The 17,341-nt window shown below is 70.7% G+C and carries 18 protein-coding genes; 7 read left to right on the top strand and 11 right to left on the bottom strand.

The window, feature by feature from the left end; translation table 11 throughout:
* Positions 1–177: 177 nt before the first annotated feature.
* The gene (locus AB0M63_RS04835; protein WP_366018363.1) at positions 178–1,080 is read left to right on the top strand and encodes a hypothetical protein; all 903 of its coding nucleotides are present in this window, start codon (positions 178–180) and stop codon (positions 1,078–1,080) included.
* Position 1,081: 1 nt separating this feature from the next.
* Entirely contained in the window at positions 1,082–2,182 is a 1,101-nt protein-coding gene (locus tag AB0M63_RS04830) for a helix-turn-helix transcriptional regulator (protein WP_366018362.1), read from the top strand.
* Between the two features lie 103 nt (positions 2,183–2,285).
* Here the strand turns inward: AB0M63_RS04830 and AB0M63_RS04825 are convergent, their stop codons facing one another.
* From AB0M63_RS04825 to AB0M63_RS04810, 4 genes are all read right to left on the bottom strand, one after another.
* A complete protein-coding gene (locus AB0M63_RS04825; protein ID WP_366018361.1) occupies positions 2,286–2,855 on the bottom strand; it encodes a Clp protease N-terminal domain-containing protein in 570 nt (189 codons plus the stop codon).
* Positions 2,855–3,064: a helix-turn-helix domain-containing protein gene (locus tag AB0M63_RS04820; RefSeq protein ID WP_355917422.1), complete on the bottom strand. Its 210-nt coding sequence runs from the start codon at positions 3,062–3,064 to the stop codon at positions 2,855–2,857. Before AB0M63_RS04820 ends, AB0M63_RS04825 begins: the two co-directional genes overlap by 1 nt.
* Before the next feature lie 108 nt (positions 3,065–3,172).
* A complete protein-coding gene (locus AB0M63_RS04815) occupies positions 3,173–4,138 on the bottom strand; it encodes a zinc-binding dehydrogenase (RefSeq protein ID WP_355917425.1) in 966 nt (321 codons plus the stop codon).
* Between the two features lie 311 nt (positions 4,139–4,449).
* Positions 4,450–5,673, bottom strand: a complete 1,224-nt coding sequence (locus tag AB0M63_RS04810; protein ID WP_355917428.1) for an NADP-dependent malic enzyme — start codon at positions 5,671–5,673, stop codon at positions 4,450–4,452.
* Positions 5,674–6,173: 500 nt separating this feature from the next.
* Here AB0M63_RS04810 and AB0M63_RS04805 point away from each other — a divergent pair, with 500 nt between their 5' ends.
* Genes AB0M63_RS04805 through AB0M63_RS04795 form a run of 3 tightly spaced genes read left to right on the top strand, consistent with a single transcriptional unit; the run spans position 6,174 to position 8,905 of the window.
* A complete protein-coding gene (locus AB0M63_RS04805; RefSeq protein ID WP_355917431.1) occupies positions 6,174–7,130 on the top strand; it encodes an ABC transporter substrate-binding protein in 957 nt (318 codons plus the stop codon).
* A 33-nt stretch (positions 7,131–7,163) separates the two neighbouring features.
* A complete protein-coding gene (locus AB0M63_RS04800) occupies positions 7,164–8,102 on the top strand; it encodes an amino acid ABC transporter permease (protein WP_366018360.1) in 939 nt (312 codons plus the stop codon).
* Positions 8,099–8,905: an amino acid ABC transporter ATP-binding protein gene (locus tag AB0M63_RS04795; RefSeq protein ID WP_355917437.1), complete on the top strand. Its 807-nt coding sequence runs from the start codon at positions 8,099–8,101 to the stop codon at positions 8,903–8,905. The genes AB0M63_RS04800 and AB0M63_RS04795 overlap by 4 nt, the downstream gene beginning before the upstream one ends.
* Before the next feature lie 103 nt (positions 8,906–9,008).
* Here the strand turns inward: AB0M63_RS04795 and AB0M63_RS04790 are convergent, their stop codons facing one another.
* A complete protein-coding gene (locus tag AB0M63_RS04790; protein WP_366018359.1) occupies positions 9,009–9,767 on the bottom strand; it encodes a class I SAM-dependent methyltransferase in 759 nt (252 codons plus the stop codon).
* 100 nt (positions 9,768–9,867) lie between these two features.
* On the opposite strand from AB0M63_RS04790, the gene AB0M63_RS04785 reads away from it, so the two are divergent.
* Positions 9,868–10,497, top strand: coding sequence for a CGNR zinc finger domain-containing protein (locus AB0M63_RS04785; protein ID WP_355917442.1), 630 nt, complete (start codon positions 9,868–9,870; stop codon positions 10,495–10,497).
* Here the strand turns inward: AB0M63_RS04785 and sodX are convergent.
* Entirely contained in the window at positions 10,401–10,835 is a 435-nt protein-coding gene (gene sodX, locus AB0M63_RS04780; RefSeq protein WP_355917445.1) for a nickel-type superoxide dismutase maturation protease, read from the bottom strand. The genes AB0M63_RS04785 and sodX overlap by 97 nt on opposite strands.
* Positions 10,836–10,980: 145 nt before the next feature.
* Here sodX and sodN point away from each other — a divergent pair, with 145 nt between their 5' ends.
* Positions 10,981–11,376: a superoxide dismutase, Ni gene (gene sodN, locus AB0M63_RS04775; protein ID WP_020123534.1), complete on the top strand. Its 396-nt coding sequence runs from the start codon at positions 10,981–10,983 to the stop codon at positions 11,374–11,376.
* A 114-nt stretch (positions 11,377–11,490) separates the two neighbouring features.
* Here sodN and AB0M63_RS04770 read toward each other — a convergent pair whose 3' ends face one another.
* The 5 genes from AB0M63_RS04770 to AB0M63_RS04750 are packed head-to-tail and all read right to left on the bottom strand — an operon-like array spanning position 11,491 to position 16,999.
* Positions 11,491–12,372 (bottom strand): DUF6282 family protein, encoded by an 882-nt coding sequence (locus AB0M63_RS04770; protein ID WP_366018358.1) that lies wholly within the window; start codon positions 12,370–12,372, stop codon positions 11,491–11,493.
* Positions 12,359–13,081, bottom strand: a complete 723-nt coding sequence (locus tag AB0M63_RS04765) for an RraA family protein (RefSeq protein WP_366018357.1) — start codon at positions 13,079–13,081, stop codon at positions 12,359–12,361. The genes AB0M63_RS04770 and AB0M63_RS04765 overlap by 14 nt, the downstream gene beginning before the upstream one ends.
* Positions 13,078–15,279 (bottom strand): isocitrate/isopropylmalate family dehydrogenase, encoded by a 2,202-nt coding sequence (locus AB0M63_RS04760; protein ID WP_366018356.1) that lies wholly within the window; start codon positions 15,277–15,279, stop codon positions 13,078–13,080. Before AB0M63_RS04760 ends, AB0M63_RS04765 begins: the two co-directional genes overlap by 4 nt.
* Complete coding sequence (locus tag AB0M63_RS04755) at positions 15,276–16,067, bottom strand: hypothetical protein (protein WP_366018355.1); 792 nt, start codon at positions 16,065–16,067, stop codon at positions 15,276–15,278. The genes AB0M63_RS04760 and AB0M63_RS04755 overlap by 4 nt, the downstream gene beginning before the upstream one ends.
* On the bottom strand, positions 16,064–16,999 hold the full coding sequence (locus AB0M63_RS04750) for a hypothetical protein (protein ID WP_366018354.1): 936 nt from the start codon (positions 16,997–16,999) through the stop codon (positions 16,064–16,066). The genes AB0M63_RS04755 and AB0M63_RS04750 overlap by 4 nt, the downstream gene beginning before the upstream one ends.
* Positions 17,000–17,341 lie beyond the last annotated feature (342 nt).

The raw sequence follows: 17,341 nt of genomic DNA, 5'->3' as shown, positions 1-17,341 counted from the left end.
CGCGTCTCCTCCTTCCGCGACTTCACGGCACCCTGGGCGCGGCCCGGGGTGCCGTTGCCATGTCGGGACCACCTGATCGGGTGTCTTGACTTTCCGGATCCACGATATATCGTGTTTCACGGGAGACGCGATATGGCGCGTCGTGTCCCGCCCGGTTCGGTCGAGGAGGTCTGCATCATGTCCGAGTGGTCCGTCGCAGAGCCCAGGAAGCTCACGTTCGACGAGCCCGTGAGCGATCTCCACGTGCGCATCGTCAACGGAACGGTGAACGTCGTGGGGACCGACGAGGGTTCCGCCCGTCTCGAAGTCTCCGAGATCGACGGGCCGCCCCTGGTGGTGACCCAGGAGCGCGGCACGCTGACGGTGGCGTACGAGGACCTGCCCTGGAAGGGCTTCCTCAAGTGGCTCGATCGCAAGGGCTGGCGGCGCAGTGCGGTGGTCTCCCTGGCCGTTCCCGCGGGCACCCGGGTCGAGGTCGGGGTGGTCGGCGCCGCCGCCGTCGTCTCCGGGATCAGCGGCCCCTCGCTGGTGCGCGGGGTGACGGGCGACACGACGCTCGTCAGCCTCTCCGGCCCGGTCCGCGCCGAGACGGTCTCGGGAAACCTGGAGGCCCAGGCCGTCACCGGCGACCTCCGGTTCAACTCCGTCTCCGGCGACCTCACCGTCGTCGAGGGCTCGGGGCCCTCCGTGCGCGCCGAGTCGGTGAGCGGCTCCATGATCGTGGACCTCGACCCGGACGGCCCGACCGATGTCCGGCTCAGCAATGTCTCGGGCGAGATCGCCATCCGGCTGCCGCACCCGGCGGACGCGGACATCGAGGCGAACACGGCGAGCGGTTCGATCTCCAACGCCTTCGAAGGACTGCGGGTGCACGGCCAGTGGGGCGCCCACAAGATCACCGGCCGCCTGGGCGCGGGCACCGGGAAGCTGAGGGCCACCACCGTCTCCGGCTCCATCGCCCTGCTGCGCCGCCCGGCGGCGGAGGACGAGGACGGGCCGTGGGAGGCGGACACCCCTGGGGACGGGGTTCAGGGCGAGTCGGGGGACAATTCCGTTTCGACCGACAAGAAGGTGCTCTGACATGCCCCCCGTCTTCGCCCACGGCCGCCTCCGCCTGTACCTGCTGAAGCTGCTGGACGAGGCCCCACGCCACGGCTACGAGGTCATCCGCCTCCTGGAGGAGCGCTTCCAGGGGCTGTACGCGCCGTCGGCGGGCACGGTCTACCCGCGCCTGTCCAAGCTGGAGGCCGAGGGCCTGGTCACCCACACCACCGAGGGCGGCCGCAAGGTGTACGCCATCACGGACGCCGGCCGCGCCGAACTGGCCGACCGCAGCGGCGAGTTGGCCGACCTGGAGCTGGAGATCCGCGAGTCCGTCGCCGAACTGGCCGCCGAGATCCGGGCCGATGTCCGAGGCGCGGCGGGCGATCTGCGGCGCGAGATGCGCGCGGCGGCCACCGAGGCACAGCGGGGAGCCAGGACCGGGCGGGGCCGGACGGGCGAACACGACAGCCCCGCAGGGGACTTCACGGACTTCGGCGACAAGGAATCGTGGCGCGCCGCCAAGGAGGAGATGCGCCGCGCCAAGCAGGAGTGGAAGGAGCAGGCCCGGCGCGCCAAGGACGAGAGCCGGCGGGCCCGCGAGGAGGCCCAGCAGGCCCGGCGTCAGGCCAAGGAGGCGCAGGCCCGGGCGTGGGCGCAGGCCCAGGAGGAGATGCAGCGCATCGGCCGTCAGGTCCAGGAGCACGCGCAGGACCACTTCGCGCGCGGCGACTGGCCCACGGGGGTGCGGGAGAGCCTGACCGAACTGGCCAAGGAGTTCGGCGACTTCGGGAAGGGGTTCGGCAAGGACTTCGGGTTCGGCCGGCCGGGGACGGGGGCCGGGACGGGCAAGTCGACCTCGACACCGGCACCGGCACCGGCACCGGGCGCATCGGCGCCCGAGTACAGCCAGACCCCGGAGGACTTCCCCGCGGAGTACGAACCGGCCTGGGCCCACGAGGACTCCACCGGCGACCCGGCCCGCGACCTGGACCGGCTCCTCGACCGCTTCCGGGACGACATCCGGGACGCGGCCCGCGACCGCGGCGTCACAGAGGACCAACTCCGCGACACCCGCCGCCACTTGTCGGCGGCGGCGGCGCACATCGGGGCGGTGCTGCGGGCCGGTCGCACATCCTGAGCCGACGCCGACACCGACGCCGAGGACCGGAACAGACCGGGCCGGCTCGCAGGCGGTGCGCCGGGACATCACCCCGAGTCGCACCGCCCCGGCGCCGCGCTCCTCAGCCCGCCTTCGCCTCTCCCCCGCCGTACAGCACACGCGTCGCCGCCTCGTGGGTCACCCCGTGATCGGCGAGCACCTCGCCCGGCACGCCGGGGAGGATGGTCAGGGCGAGGAGCAGATGCTCGTCTCCGATGTGCCGGTCGCGGTGGGCCACGGCGATGCGCAGGGACTTCTCCAGGACGTTCTTGGCGCCGCGGCCGAAGGTGCGCCGGCCCGACCACCACTCCTTGTCCTTGCGGTCGCCGGACATCGCCCCGGCGCCGTGCGCCTCCTCGACCCGGGCGACGATCTCCGAGACGTCGATACCGAGCCCCGCGAGGGCGTCGGCCTCGGACTGGGAGAGCCCGGCCCGTCGGCGCGCGTCACCCAGAGCCTGGCGTACGGACTCCGTGCGTTCCTCGGCGGCGAGGCCGAGGGCGGTCAGAGCGAAGGAGGCCCGGCTGCCCCGGCGGTCGAGGAGGGCCAGCAGCAGGTGTTCGGCCTCGACGGACCCCGCCCCCGTCCGCTCGCAGTGCTCCACCGCGCCCCGCACCACGGCCCGGGCGTCCTTCGTGAACCGTTCGAACATCACTGCCTCCCGTACTTCTTGTGGACGGCCTGCCTGCTGACACCGAGTTCCGCGGCGATCTCCTGCCACGACCAGCCCTGGTTGCGCGCGCTGCGCACCTGCACCGCCTCCAACTGCTCCAGCAGTCGGCGCAGCGCGGACACGGCGCGCAGGCCGACCCGTGGATCACGGTCACCGGCGCGTTGGGCGAGATCCGTTGCTTCGGTCATGACGTCAACTTACGTTGACATACCCTCATCTGTCAATCGAAGTTGACATACGCAGACGGCCGACCCGTAAACCGGGCCGGCCGTGAGTCAGGCAGAGAGGATGAGTTGCTAGCCGTTCGTGAGCACGATCTTGCCGAACTGGTCGCCGGAGTCGAGCCGTTCGAAGCCCTCGCGGGCGCGGTCCAGCGGGAACACCTCGTCGATCACCGGGCGGACACCCGTCGCGGCGCAGAAGGCGAGCAGGTCCTCCAACTCGTCCTTGGTGCCCATGGTCGAGCCGACGACCTTGAGTTCGAGGAAGAAGATGCGGGTCAGTTCGGCGTGCGAGGGGCGGTCGCCGCTCGTGGCCCCGGAGATGACGAGCGTGCCGCCGGGCTTCAGCGACTTGACCGAGTGGGACCAGGTGGCGGCGCCGACGGTCTCGATGACGGCGTCCACCCGCTGCGGCAGCCGCGCACCCGGCTCGACCGCCTCCACGGCGCCCAGTTCCACCGCCCGCTTCCGCTTGGCCTCGTCGCGGCTGGTCGCGAAGACCCGCAGCCCGGCCGCCTTGGCGAGCACGATGGCGGCCGTGGCGACACCGCCGCCGGCGCCCTGCACGAGGACCGAGTCGCCGGGCCGTACACCGGAGTTGGTGAAGAGCATGCGGTACGCCGTCAGCCAGGCCGTGGGCAGACAGGCGGCCTCCGCGAAGGACAGCTCCTTCGGCTTCGGCAGCACGTTCCACGTCGGTACGGCTACCTGCTCGGCGAAGGTGCCCTGGTAGTGCTCGGTGAGGATGGAACGGGGTTCCCTGGGGCCGACGCCGTGACCGGTCTGGCCGATGACGGAGTGCAGGACGACCTCGTTGCCGTCCGCGTCGACGCCGGCGGCGTCGCAGCCGAGGATCATCGGCAGCTTGTCCTCGGCGAGGCCTACGCCGCGCAGGGACCACAGGTCATGGTGGTTGAGGGAGGCGGCCCTGACGTCGATCGTGCTCCAGCCCGGCCGGGCCTCGGGGGCGGGACGCTCCCCCAACTCAAGGCCGGAGAGCGGCTGGTCGCGGTCGATTCGGGCGGCGTAGACGGCGAACATGACCTTGACGATAGGCTCCGCCGGTTGCGCGGGGAACTACCTTGCGGTGTGACACATGCCCTCTTGTCAGGGGCGGGGGTGTTGGGGCGACCGTCTGCCGGGGGCCGCGCCCCCAGACCCCCGCTTCGGCTGAACGGCCTCGTCCTCAAGCGCCGGACGGGCTGCGATCGCCGACCGGCGCCGATATGGTCCCGGCAGCCGCCGACGGGACCCAGCCCCCCACGTACAACGCCCACCCCTCAATCACCCGAACGGGCGGGCGGGTGGGCAAAGAAAATGGCCCCGCCCAAAACAGGCGGGGCCAATTCGACTCAGCGCCGGGCAACACCCTCCGCCCGCGCCGCCGCGGCCACCGCCGCCGTGACCGCGGGCGCGACCCGCTCGTCGAAGGGCGACGGGATGACATAGTCCGCGGCGAGATCGTCGCCGACGACACCCGCCAGCGCCTCCGCCGCCGCGATCTTCATGCCCTCGGTGATCCGCGACGCCCGCACCTGGAGCGCGCCCGCGAAGATGCCCGGGAACGCCAGCACGTTGTTGATCTGGTTCGGGAAGTCGGACCGGCCCGTCGCGACGACCGCCGCGTACTTGTGCGCCACGTCGGGGTGCACCTCGGGGTTCGGGTTGGCCATGGCGAAGACGAACGCGCCCTCGGCCATCGAGGCCACCGCCGGCTCCGGGACCGTACCGCCGGAGACGCCGATGAAGACGTCCGCGCCGGCCAGGGCGTCCTCCAGGGAGCCCGTGAGACCCGCCTTGTTCGTCAGCTCGGCCAGTTCGCGCTTGACCGGCGTGAGGTCCTCGCGGTCGCGGGAGACGATGCCCTTGCGGTCCGCGACGGCCACGTCGCCGAGACCCGCCTCCAGCAGGAACTTGGCGATGGCCACCCCGGCCGCGCCCGCGCCGGAGATGACGGCCCGCAGGTCGCCCAGCTCCCGCCCGGTCAGCCTCGCCGCGTTGCGCAGCGCCGCCAGCGTCACGATCGCCGTACCGTGCTGGTCGTCGTGGAAGACGGGGATGTCGAGCCGCTCCTGGAGCCTGCGCTCGATCTCGAAGCAGCGCGGCGCCGAGATGTCCTCCAGGTTGACACCCCCGAAGGAGGGCGCGAGGCGTGCCACGGTCTCGATGATCTCGTCGACGCCGGTGCAGTCCAGCGCGATCGGCACCGCGTCCACGCCGCCGAACTGCTTGAACAGGATCGCCTTGCCCTCCATCACGGGGAGGGAGGCCTCGGGACCGATGTCGCCGAGTCCGAGCACGGCCGTACCGTCCGTCACGACGGCGACGACGGACGACTTCCAGGTGTAGTCGTGGACGAGTTCCGGCTGCTCCGCGATCGCGGTGCACACGCGCGCGACGCCGGGTGTGTACGCGAGGGACAGGTCGTCCTTGTCGCGGATCGGCACGGTGGCCTGCACGGCCATCTTGCCGCCGCGGTGCAGCGCGAACGCCGGATCGAAGGAATCGAGGGGCTCGGCCCCGCCGTCCTGATCCGTACTGCTGTCGCTGCGAGGATTGACGATCTCCGCTGCCACTTTGTCTTACCCCTTAGGTCTTCATTGATTTGAGGGTGGCCACTCCCTGGTGAGGGGTGGGCGGGCACCGCGCAGAGCCCTGAGAGTTGATGCGTACGAGCACCTGCGCGACGGGCGCGCCGCACACGCGCCCTGAGCCCCGGATGAGGGGTGTAAAGAACCTTCTTACCGGACGGACGGCACCGAGGACGAGTCCAATAGGCGCAAGGTCACATCCCGTCCGCCGAAGGCGGAACGATGATCGATCACATGGCGAGACATGCTGAAGATCTTCCGGCCGGAGGGAGTGATTCCCGTAGATGGTCCGGGCCGAGGCCGTCCTGATGTACCGACCTGATGCGATTCGGGGGTCACCCGTTATCCGATTTTGACATAGCGGGTCCCCTGAATGGTTCAGTCCGAATGGCAAGATGCCCTAATCACACGAGGTCGCGACACCCGAAGGTGTGTGTTCTCGTCGACCCGTCGGCACCGCCATCCATCCGCCGGAGGAATCCACCATGACCGCAAGCTTCACCCGTCGTACGACCGCCGCGCACACCCGGCTCACAGCGGTCGGTGCGATCGCGGTCGCCGGCGCCCTGCTGCTCACCGGCTGCGGTGACCAGACCAAGAAGGACAGCGACTCCAGCAGCGCGTCCACCAGCTCGGCGCCCCTGGCGAGCAAGCTCCCCGCCTCGATCCGCAGCGCCGGGGTCGTCAAGGTCGGCTCGGACATCGCGTACGCGCCGGTCGAGTTCAAGGACAACTCCGGCAACGTCGTGGGCATCGACCCGGACCTCGCGGCCGCGATGGGCAAGCAGCTCGGCGTGAAGTTCCAGTTCGAGAACGGCACCTTCGACGCGCTGCTCACCGGTCTGCGGTCCAACCGCTACGACATCGCCATGTCCGCGATGACCGACAACAAGAACCGCCAGGAGGGCGTCGACCCCGACACCGGCAAGAAGGTCGGCGAGGGCGTCGACTTCGTCGACTACCTGACCGCCGGTGTCTCGATCTACACGCGCAAGGGCGACACCGGGAACATCACCACCTGGGCCGACCTGTGCGGCAAGAAGCTCGCGGTCGAGCGCGGCACGGTCTCCGAGGACCTCGCCAAGACCGAGACGAAGAAGTGCACGGGCGGCAAGAAGATCACCATCGAGGCCTTCGACGACGACCAGCAGGCCCAGACCCGGCTGCGCTCGGGCGGCGCGGACGCGGCCTCCTCCGACTTCCCGGTCGCGGCCTACGCGGTGAAGACCTCCGGCGGCGGCAAGGACTTCCAGCTCGTCGGCGACCAGGTCGAGGCGGCACCGTACGGTATCGCGGTCGCCAAGAGCGACACCCAGCTCCGGGACGCGCTGCAGGCCGCGATGGACGCCGTGATCAAGAGCGGCGAGTACGAGAAGATCCTGACCAAGTGGGGCGCCGAGGACGGCGCGGTCAAGTCGTCGGTCATCAACGGCGGCAAGTGACCGCGGTTCCGCAGTCGCTGAGAGGCAACATCCGTGACTTCTGACATCGACAAGACGGCGGGGCCGAAGGACACACCCCCGGCCGGCCCGAAGGCCATCAAGGCCATTCCGGTCCGGCACTACGGGCGCTACGTCTCCGCCGTCATCGCGATCGCCGTGCTGGTCGCGATCGTGTACGCGTTCGGCCAGGGCAAGATCAACTGGCATGCCGTACCGGACTACTTCTTCGACCACCGGATCATGACCGGTGTCTACAAGACCCTCCTGCTGACGGTCCTGTCGATGCTGATCGGCATCGTCGGCGGCATCGGCCTCGCGGTCATGCGGCTGTCGAAGAACCCGGTGACCTCGTCGATCGCCTGGTTCTACATCTGGTTCTTCCGCGGCACCCCGGTCCTGGTCCAGCTCTTCCTCTGGTTCAACCTGGGCCTGGTCTTCGAGTACATCAACCTCGGTCCGATCTACAAGAACTACTGGTCGGACTTCATGACGCCGCTGCTGACGGCGCTGCTCGGCCTGGGTCTCAACGAGGCCGCGTACATGGCGGAGATCTGCCGCGCCGGCCTGCTCGCGGTCGACGAGGGCCAGACCGAGGCCTCGCACGCGCTGGGCATGAGCCACGCCAAGACGCTGCGCCGGATCGTGATCCCGCAGGCGATGCGGGTGATCGTGCCGCCCACCGGCAACGAAGTGATCAACATGCTGAAGACGACCTCGCTCGTGGCGGCCGTCCAGTATCCGGAACTCTTCCGCTACGCCCAGGACATCGGCCAGAACTCCGGTGCCCCGGTGGAGATGTACTTCCTCGCCGCCGCCTGGTACCTGATCATGACCTCCGTCCTGAGCGTCGGGCAGTACTACGTCGAGCGGTACTACGCCCGCGGCTCCAGCCGTGCGCTGCCGCCGACCCCGCTGCAGAAGATCCGGGCGAACCTGCTGTCCATCGGCCGTCCGAAGGGAGCAGCGGCATGACCGACAAGCTCACCAAGTCCGAGTCCGCGACGACCGACCCGTCGGTCGCCATGGTCAAGTCCGAGGGCGTTCACAAGTCGTTCGGGCCGGTCGAGGTCCTCAAGGGCATCGACCTGGAGGTGAAGTCCGGCGAGGTGTTCTGCCTCATCGGCCCCTCGGGCTCCGGCAAGTCGACCTTCCTGCGGTGCATCAACCACCTGGAGAAGATCAACGCCGGGCGGCTCTACGTCGACGGCGAACTCGTCGGCTACCGCCAACAGGGCGACAAGCTCTACGAGTTGCGGGACCGCGAGGTCGCGGTGAAGCGCCGGGACATCGGCATGGTCTTCCAGCGCTTCAACCTGTTCCCGCACATGACGGCCGCCGAGAACATCATCGAGGCGCCCGTGCAGGTCAGGGGCGTCAACAAGGGCCAGGCCAAGGAGCGCGCGATGCAGCTCCTGGAGCGGGTCGGGCTGGCCGACAAGGCGCAGAGCTACCCCTCGCAGCTCTCCGGCGGCCAGCAGCAACGGGTCGCCATCGCCCGCGCGTTGGCGATGGACCCCAAGCTGATGCTGTTCGACGAGCCGACCTCGGCCCTCGACCCGGAGCTGGTCGGCGACGTCCTCGACGTCATGCGCGACCTCGCCGAGTCCGGCATGACGATGATCGTCGTCACCCACGAGATGGGCTTCGCCCGCGAGGTCGGCGACAGCCTCGTCTTCATGGACGGCGGCGTGGTGGTCGAATCCGGCCACCCGCGCGACGTCCTGACGAACCCTCAGCACGAGCGCACCCAGGGCTTCCTGTCCAAGGTGCTCTAGCGCTACGGCAGTTGAAGTAGGGACATTGAAGGGGCGGTACGAGATCCTCGTACCGCCCCTTCACCGTCCGGTCCTTCCGGTGCCCTTCAAGAAGCCCAAGGGCCTACTTCACCGCGAGCAGGAGGGTGTCCGAGGGCGAGCACCACACCGGCCGGGCCTCCCCGAACCCTGCCGCGCGCAACGTCTCCGCATGCCACCCCGGCGAGGGCATGTCGCCGTCCGCGTGCTCGCCGTAGATCTCGAAGCGCCTGGCGGTCGGTCCGGCGAGGACCGGGTCCTGGGCGGCGAGTTGCCACCACTCGGCCCAGTCGAGAGCGCCGTTCCGCTTGGCCTGATCCATCTGTGCGTGCCGCTGGGCGCGCTCCGCCGCGTTGATCCTGGGCGTCGACTCGTCGATCATGTGGTCCGCGTTCATGAAGACACCGCCGTCGCGGACGAGCCCCGCGACCTGACCGTAGAGAGCCGCGAGGGGTTCGCTGTGCAGCCAGTGGAGGGCCGTGGCGGTCAGGACGGCGTCGTACGAGTCGTACGGCAGCCTCGTCGTCCACTCCGGGTCCTTGAGGTCGGCGGTCACGAAGGTGACCCGGCCGTCCTCCGCGAAGGTGCCCTCGGCGATGGCGAGGAGGGCCGGGTCGAGGTCGACGCCGGTGCTGGTGGCGTCGGGGAGACGGGCGAGCAGCCGGGCGGTGATGCTGCCGGTGCCGCAGGCGAGGTCGAGCACGCGGGGTGCGGGGCCGGTGAGGGCCTCGACCATGTCGAGCATGATCCGGAAGCGGTCCTCCCGGTCGGGCATGTACCACTCCTGCTGCCGGTCCCAGCTCTCCTGCCAGGTCTGCCAGTCGGTTCCGACACCGGTCGTCATGAGGACCCCCTGTCCACTCGCTGTCGTAATACCCTGGAAGCACGATCAGGTGTTACCCGACCGCAACCACGACCATAGAGCGCCTCCGTAAGGACTACAAGTGGAACTGGCCTATTACTCGGACTACGCCGTCCGCCTCGTCAACACCGAGGAACCGGCCCGGGGCAAGGACGTCCTGACCTCGGTCGAGGCCGTGCGGGACCTGTTCGCCGCCAACAAGGAGGCGGCCCGCCGCGCCACCGAAGCCGACGTCACGCGCTTCCGCTCGGTCCGGGCCCGGCTGCGGGCGGTCTTCGAAGCAGCCGACGGCGGCGACGAGACCCTCTCGGTGAACCTGCTGAACTCGCTCCTCCTGGAGTTCCCGGTGAGCCCGCAGATCTCCGGGCACAACCACCGGGACGCGGACGGCCGCCCGCTGTGGCACATGCACCTCGCGGACCACCCGTCGAACGCCACCTCCGGCTACGCGGCGATCGCGGCGATGGGCCTCGCCTTCCATCTCACCGAGTACGGCGTCGACCGCCTGGGCCTGTGCGAGGCGGCGCCGTGCCGCAACGCCTATCTGGACACCTCGACCAACCGCTCCCGGCGCTACTGCTCGGACCGCTGCGCGACCCGCGCCAACGTGGCCGCCTACCGGGCCCGGAAACGCCTGGAGGCCGACCGGTCGGGGAAGACGGGCCTGGCGGCCGAGAGCGCCCAGCGCACAAGCGCGAACGGCGAGCGCTGACCGGCTTTCGGCGGCCGGTACCGGAAGCGCACCCTGCCCAGCACCAGATCCTCGGGCACGGCGCCGTAGTCGGTGCTGTCACCACCCGCGAACGCGTTGTCCCCCAGCACCCACCACCCCCCGTCACGGCGCTCCGCGGCCCGCTTCACGACCAGCAGGTCCTGCTGGAACGGATGCCGCAGCACCACGATGTCGCCGGGCCTGATCCGCGCGCCGTACTGCACCACGAGCAGATCCCCGTGCAGCAGCGTCGGCACCATGGACGGCCCGGTCACCTCGGCCGTCCCGAAGGGCAGTACGGCCCTCCCGCGCTCGGTCTCCTGCGACAGCTCCGGCATCCCCGGCACCTCCCCGGTCCTATCCTCCACCAGTCTGAGTCCGACCCTGGACTTTTGTCCTAAGCCCATGGGGGCACTCGCGAAATCAGGTTCCCCAGGGAGTAATGTCCCACCTGAGAAGACGATCACGAGGAAGGAACGCTCCATGCTTTCCCGCCTGTTTGCCCCCAAGGTGAAGGTCAGCGCGCACTGCGACCTGCCCTGCGGTGTGTACGACCCGGCCCAGGCCCGCATCGAGGCGGAGTCGGTGAAGGCCGTCCAGGAGAAGATGGCCGCCAACGACGACCCGCACTTCCAGGCGCGTGCCACCGTCATCAAGGAGCAGCGCGCCGAGCTCGCCAAGCACCACGTCTCGGTGCTCTGGAGCGACTACTTCAAGCCCCCGCACTTCGAGAAGTACCCCGAGCTGCACCAGCTGGTCAACGACGCCCTGAAGGCCCTCTCGGCCGCCAAGGCGTCCACCGACCCGGCGACGGGCCAGAAGGCGCTCGACTACATCGCCCAGATCGACAAGATCTTCTGGGAGACCAAGAAGGCCTGACGATCCGTCAGGCCTGGGTGACCGGCGATCGGTGCACCATCGCGGGTCAGTTGGCAAGGTGAAGGGGTCCGGCCGATTCTTCGGCCGGACCCCTTCAGCGCGTTCCCGGGTGGTTCACGCTCCGAGCATCCGCAGCGGAGCGTCCCGGGTGATCTCCGTGATCCTTGCCTCGTCCAGGCCCGCCTTGGTGAACCAGCTCTCCGTGTTCGTCTGCCACTCCTCGATGTCCATCTGGGAGGTCTGCCCCAGGTCGGAGCTGTAGACCAGCCTCGGGACACGGGCGAGGACCGCGGAGAAGTCGTCCCAGTCCTGGTAGCCGAGGAGGTGGGTGAGCGCCGTCTGCTCGGTGTAGACCTGCCGCGCCGACGCGAGGTCGAGCAGGTCGGCGCAGGTCAGACCGGTCAGCGGGTTGGCCGGCTGGTTGAGCATCAGGCGGGGGGTGTCCAGCCGTACCGCCTCCTCGACGAGCAGGCGCACCTCACGGCCGTCGGCGTGGCCGGTGGAGATCACGATCGGCAGGTCGCGGGCCATGCGCAGCAGTTCGCGCACCTCTGTCCGCAGGGTGCCGTCCTCGCCCGTGACGGTGAGCGGGCGCAGACCGTCCGCCAGCAGCAGGTGGGAAGGGGTGCGGGCCAGCCGGCTCCTGTGGGCGCGTCCGGTCACCGTCGGGAGGTGGACGATGAGCCGCAGGCCGCTGTCCTCTCCGTGCTGGACGACCGCCTGCCGCACCGCCCGGAGGTCCAGGCCGCCCGCGATGTCGTTGAGCACGACCGACCCCGACACCGGCAGGCCCTGCCGACGGGCCTCCCAGGCCTGGGCCGCCGTGGAGCCCAGGTGGTTCTTCAGCACCACCCAGCCGCCGAGCCGCGCGTAGCGTTCACCGGCCTCGGACGCCGTCCAGCGCCGGACGTAGGCGTCCGGGCCGGAGTGGTAGTGGACATCGATGAACCGGGCCCGGGCGGCGGAAGGCGCCGGGCGTACGTCAGTCGACGTCATCGTGGCCCCGGTCCTCCCACGGTCGCGCGTAGCCGAAGCGGGAGCGGGCCTCGTCCAGCCGGGTGCCGTCCGTCGCCGCCTCGCGGATACGGCGTTCCGTGCGCTCTACGGCCTCTGCCCTGCGGACGACCTCCTCGACCAGGTCGGCGGGGACGCGCAGCGCTCCGTTGTCGTCCGCGAAGACCAGGTCGCCCGGGGTGACGAGGGTGCCGGCGAGGTCCAGGGCGACGCCGGTGCGGTCCAGCACGACCCGGTTCTTGCCGCTCACCATGCTGACGGCGGTGCTGAAGAGCGGGTAGCCGGCCTCGCGGCTCTCCCGTACGTCCCGGACGGATCCGTGCACGACGGTGCCCGCGACCTCGCGACGCAGCGCCACCGAGGTGAGCAGGGAACCCCAGTTGGTGCAGGCGTGGCTGCCGCCGTTGTCGACGACGACCACGGAGCCGGGCGGGACGTCGTCGATGTAGTTGGCCGCGTTGTGGAAGGCCCCGTCGTTCTCGACCGGCCGGTAGCGGACGGTGAACGCCGGGCCGAAGGCGACGGTGCCCGGAGTGCGCGGCCGGATGCCGGGCAGCACGCACGGCGCGGCGCGCAGGCTGTCGACGGCGTCGGACAGGGCGGCCGTGTCCAGCCGCGCGAGCCGTGCGCGCAGCGCGCTGTCCAGGGAGTCCGGGATCTCCGGGAAAGTGACGGCGGGCGCGGTGGTCATACGGTCTCCTCCGTGAGCCGGCGGGCGATGGTCCAAGCGGCGAACTGGGCGGCGTAGTCGGCGACTTCGGGGCCCCGGTTGGGGACGGTCAGCTCGCCGGTCCGCTCCCCCGACCCGTCGCGCACGGTGCAGCGGAGCCGGACCGTGCCGGTGTGGTGCTCCCGGCTTCCGGTGTCCCAGGTCGCGTCGAGCAGCGCGGCGAGCGTCCCGCCGGACTCGGCCTCGAACTGCCCTTGTACGGCGGCCAGTTCGGCCCCGAGTCGGCCGCCGGTGACCCGGTCCTCCAGGTCGAGTGCCAGCGCGCGGGCCGCGAGCAACCCGGCGAGTTCCTCCACGGCGGTCCGCTCGCGGTCGGTGACGACGTGTCCGGCGAGGACGGCGTCCAGCCGCTTGGCCAGTTCCCCGGCGTCCTCGGCCGGGCAGTCGACGCGGATGTCCACGTACGGGTAGTGCCAGCGGTAGGCGGGCTTGACCCTGAGCCCCTGGTCGCGGACCACGGCATCGACCGCGGCGGCGGCGTCCGCCTCGATGAGACCCAGGGTGCGGCGGAACACGGCGCTCACGGCCACCGGTTCGGGCAGGTGGCCGAGGCCGTCGCGGAGCACGGTGTCGAGCATGGGCAGGCACTCGCGGGGCGGGCCGGGAAGCATCACCACGGTGGTGCCTTCGACATCGACGCGGCAACCCCACGCCGTACCACCGGAGTTGGGCAGCAGGAGCGCGCTCTGCGGGAAGAGGGCCTGGCGGCGGTTGTCCTCGTGGACGGCGACCCCGAAACGGGTGAGCCGCTCGACGACGCCCTGCCAGGCCTCCTCGCGGTGTTCCAGCGGGCGGCCCAGGGCGCGGGCGACGGCGACCCGGGTCACGTCGTCCGAGGTGGGGCCGAGCCCGCCGATGACGACGACCACGTCGTCCCGGCCCAGACCGGCCCGCACGGCGTCGGCGATCGCCGCCTCGTCGTCGCCGACGGTGTGCCGGATCCGCACGGGCAGCCCCCGGGCGGCGAGCCTGCGGGAGGCCTCGGAGGCGTTGGTGTCCTCCAGAGCGGCGCGCAGCAGTTCGTCCCCGACGGTGACGACGGCGGCGGTGTGCGCGCCCGGTGCCGTACCGAGGGCGTCGAGCACGGACGCGGCGCACTCTCCCGTGGTGGCCGTGCCGCCGAGGTCGTACGTCACCCGGTCGCGGCGGCGTGCGACATGGGCGACCGCACCCCGTACCTCGTCCGCGGCCCCGGTGAACCCGAGGTGCTCCAGGAGGAGCCCGACGGTGAGGAAAGCGGCGAGCGGGTTGACGCGGCCGGTGCCGGCCAGGGCCGGGGCGCTGCCGTGCACCGGCTCGAAGTAGTTCCCGTGCTCGCCGATGTTGGCGCTGGGTGCGAGGCCCAGCCCGCCCATGACTCCGCCGCCGAGGTCGGACAGGATGTCGCCGAACATGTTCTCGGCGACGATCACGCCGAAGCGCTCCGGGCGCCGTGCCATCCACAGGGCCACGGCGTCCACGTTGAGGATCTCGTACGCGATCCCGGGGTACCCGGCGGCGATCTCCTCCAGCCGCTCACGGGCGAACGCACTGCTGTGCCGCAGGACGTTCGGTTTGTCGGCGAGCGTGACCAGGGGGTGGCCGTGGGCGCGGGCGTGCTCGAAGGCGAAGCGCAGGATGCGGTCGAGGCCGTGCCGGGTGAGCATCCGCACGCTCGCCGCGGTGCCGTCCGGGCCGCTGCGTCGGGCGTTGGGGTGCTCGGCGACGAGCGGCCACATCGGCTCGGGCACCCGGCTCCAGTCGAGGCCGGCGTAGAGGCCCTCGGTGTTCTCCCGCACGACGCAGAAGCGGTACGGGGTGCCGCCGAGGTGGTTCTCGACGGGGCGGAGGTTGGCGAACAGGTCCAGCCGCTGGCGGAGTTGGATGATGGGCGACACATAGCGCGGCGCCCGCTCGCGCAGGTGCGGTTCGAGGTCGTCGAGGGCCTCGCGGCCCGGCTTGCTGGTGGTCGCGCCGAGCAGTACGGCGTCGCTGCGGCCGATCAGGTCCCAGGTGCGCGGTGGCACCGGGTCGCCCTCGGTGCGCCAGAACTCCCAGCCGATGTCGCCGTGTTCGAGGTCGACGGGCAGACCGAGGGCGTCGATCACCGGGAGCGCCGCGTCGAGGACTTCGGGGCCGATGCCGTCGCCGGGCAGCACCGCCACGGTCTTCCTGCTCATATGTCCTTCTCCGTCAGGGGGTGGCCGAGGAACTCCGTGATGGCCCGGCGGGTGGCTTCCGGCTGGTCGGCGTGGGGGCGCATGCCGGCCCGCGGGATGCCGACGCGGGTGTGCCCGGGGCCGGTGGCGAGGTGGTGACCTCGTACGAGGCGGGACTCGGTGCCGTAGAGGTGCAGCAGTTGCCCGGGGAACGCCTCGACGTACCGGCGGGCGTCGGCGCCGCGCAGCAGTCGCAGCCCGGCGGCCAGCCTCCGTCCGGCCGCCGGATCGTCTTCGAGAGGCACGGAGCCTTCCGGGGATTCCGGGCCGCGGACCACCTGGTGGAGCAGGCGCAGCGCGGTGGCCATGCCGTGCGAGGACACGGCGGCGGCGACGCGTTCCAGTGCCGCGTCGAGCGGGCCGTCGGCCACGGTGGGCGCGGAGAGCAGGACGACGCGGGCCCGCCGGGTGCACGGCCGGCCGAGGAGGTGCTGGACGACCGCGCCTCCTAGGGCGTTGCCCGCCAGCAGGTCGGGATCCTCGGCGTCGAGGACCTCCGCCCAGCGGGCGGCGAGCGCGGTGAGGTCGTCGCCGTCCCGCAGCAGGGACAGGGTGTCGTACACCGTCACCCGGTGACCCGCCGTCAGCGCCCCCGCGACGGGGGCGAGGAAGGCGCCCCGGTCCCAGGTCGGCATGACGGGGGCGAAGACGGCCGCGGTACGCGGGGCCCGCTCGTCGCCGAGTCGTACGGCGACCGGCGCCGGCGCGGTGGAGTACGCCGGCAGCGGTGTCGCGAGGTGCGAGGTCACGCCGCGACCGCCGCGGAGGTGAGTTCGCGGGCGGCGCTGAAGGCGGCGCCGATGTGGTGGTCGGGCAGTTTGCCGCGCTCCTCGACGGACAGGTCGAAGTGGCCGAGGACCAGGTCGGGCAGCGGCAGCGAGGGCGTGGCCTCGGGGATCTCGGTCTCCATGCGGTGGGCGAGGGTGAGGATCCGGCCGAGGTCGTAGCGCTCGGCGCCCTCGGCCCGCGCCAGGTAGGCCAGCCACTGCTCGGTGATCAGGTTCCCCGGCCCCTTGCCCATGCCCAGGACCGACGAGTCGATCCAGGTGGCGCCGGCCTCGACCGCCGCGATGGAGTTGGCCAGGGCGAGGCCGAGGTTGTTGTGGGCGTGCAGACCGATGGCCGAGCCGGTCACCGAGCGCACCAGGGTGACCAGTCTGGAGACCTCGTCCGGCAGGAGGCTGCCGTTGGAGTCCGCCAGGTAGATCACGTCCGCCCCGGCGTCCTCGGAGAGCGCGGCGAGTTCGACCAGCCGCCGGCGGTCGAGCTGGCTGACCCGGGTGAGGTTGACGGTGGTGGTGAAGCCGAGGTCGGCGGCCTTGCGGAGCATGGCCAGCCCGGGCTCGGGGGTCTTCGACGGCAGGCAGAACCGGACGAGCCGCACACCCGCCTCGTACATCAGCGTGAGGTCGTCGTCCTCGATGTTCTTCGGGTGCAGGATCATGCAGATGCGCTCGGGCGGGATGACCTCGGCGACGGCCCGTATGTAGTCGTCGGCGCCGACGCCGGTCGGTCCCACGCCCGGCTTGGGTTGGAAGGACCCGTTCCGGTAGCCGATCTCGACCCATTCGACGCCGGCCGCCACACTCTCGCGGGCGTGGTGCAGCGCGTAGTCGAGCGGGAAGTCGAAGTTGTTGCGATAGCCCCCGTCGCGCAGCGTCACATCAAGGTTGGTGACCATGTGTCTCCTCCATTGGCTGTCCGTGGTAGCGGTGATGAGCACGGGAGGGCTCGTCGTTGAGCCTGCGGTCGCGGTCGATGGGTCGCATCGTGAACCGCGACGGAATATCAGCAGCACGGCGCCGATATACTTTTCCCCCGTTACCGTTTCACACTGCAACGGGCCCGTATTACGGATCGGCGGATTCGCGGAAGGAATCACTGCCGAGCGGGCCCGGAGTTCTCTGCGGTGCAGTTTCTGCCTTTTCGTATCACTGAACGTGACCCCCCAAAGGCATCACGAACGTTAGCATCGCCGTTATCGGCGGAGCAAGCGCTGCCAGTTTACGGCCGCATGAAATCC

It is taken from the genome of Streptomyces sp. NPDC051576 (assembly GCF_040681835.1).
In the GTDB taxonomy this organism is placed as follows: domain Bacteria; phylum Actinomycetota; class Actinomycetes; order Streptomycetales; family Streptomycetaceae; genus Streptomyces.
This window is presented reverse-complemented; position numbering and strand designations above follow the sequence as displayed.

Excerpts from the sequence above, each read along its gene's own strand:
- AB0M63_RS04835 (WP_366018363.1), top strand. The coding sequence starts at position 178 with ATGTCCGAGTGGTCCGTCGCAGAGCCCAGGAAGCTCACGTTCGACGAG.
- AB0M63_RS04830 (WP_366018362.1), top strand. The coding sequence starts at position 1,082 with ATGCCCCCCGTCTTCGCCCACGGCCGCCTCCGCCTGTACCTGCTGAAG.
- AB0M63_RS04825 (WP_366018361.1), bottom strand. The coding sequence starts at position 2,855 with ATGTTCGAACGGTTCACGAAGGACGCCCGGGCCGTGGTGCGGGGCGCG.
- AB0M63_RS04820 (WP_355917422.1), bottom strand. The coding sequence starts at position 3,064 with ATGACCGAAGCAACGGATCTCGCCCAACGCGCCGGTGACCGTGATCCA.
- AB0M63_RS04815 (WP_355917425.1), bottom strand. The coding sequence starts at position 4,138 with ATGTTCGCCGTCTACGCCGCCCGAATCGACCGCGACCAGCCGCTCTCC.
- AB0M63_RS04805 (WP_355917431.1), top strand. The coding sequence starts at position 6,174 with ATGACCGCAAGCTTCACCCGTCGTACGACCGCCGCGCACACCCGGCTC.
- AB0M63_RS04795 (WP_355917437.1), top strand. The coding sequence starts at position 8,099 with ATGACCGACAAGCTCACCAAGTCCGAGTCCGCGACGACCGACCCGTCG.
- AB0M63_RS04790 (WP_366018359.1), bottom strand. The coding sequence starts at position 9,767 with ATGACGACCGGTGTCGGAACCGACTGGCAGACCTGGCAGGAGAGCTGG.
- sodX (WP_355917445.1), bottom strand. The coding sequence starts at position 10,835 with ATGCCGGAGCTGTCGCAGGAGACCGAGCGCGGGAGGGCCGTACTGCCC.
- sodN (WP_020123534.1), top strand. The coding sequence starts at position 10,981 with ATGCTTTCCCGCCTGTTTGCCCCCAAGGTGAAGGTCAGCGCGCACTGC.
- AB0M63_RS04770 (WP_366018358.1), bottom strand. The coding sequence starts at position 12,372 with ATGACGTCGACTGACGTACGCCCGGCGCCTTCCGCCGCCCGGGCCCGG.
- AB0M63_RS04765 (WP_366018357.1), bottom strand. The coding sequence starts at position 13,081 with ATGACCACCGCGCCCGCCGTCACTTTCCCGGAGATCCCGGACTCCCTG.
- AB0M63_RS04760 (WP_366018356.1), bottom strand. The coding sequence starts at position 15,279 with ATGAGCAGGAAGACCGTGGCGGTGCTGCCCGGCGACGGCATCGGCCCC.
- AB0M63_RS04750 (WP_366018354.1), bottom strand. The coding sequence starts at position 16,999 with ATGGTCACCAACCTTGATGTGACGCTGCGCGACGGGGGCTATCGCAAC.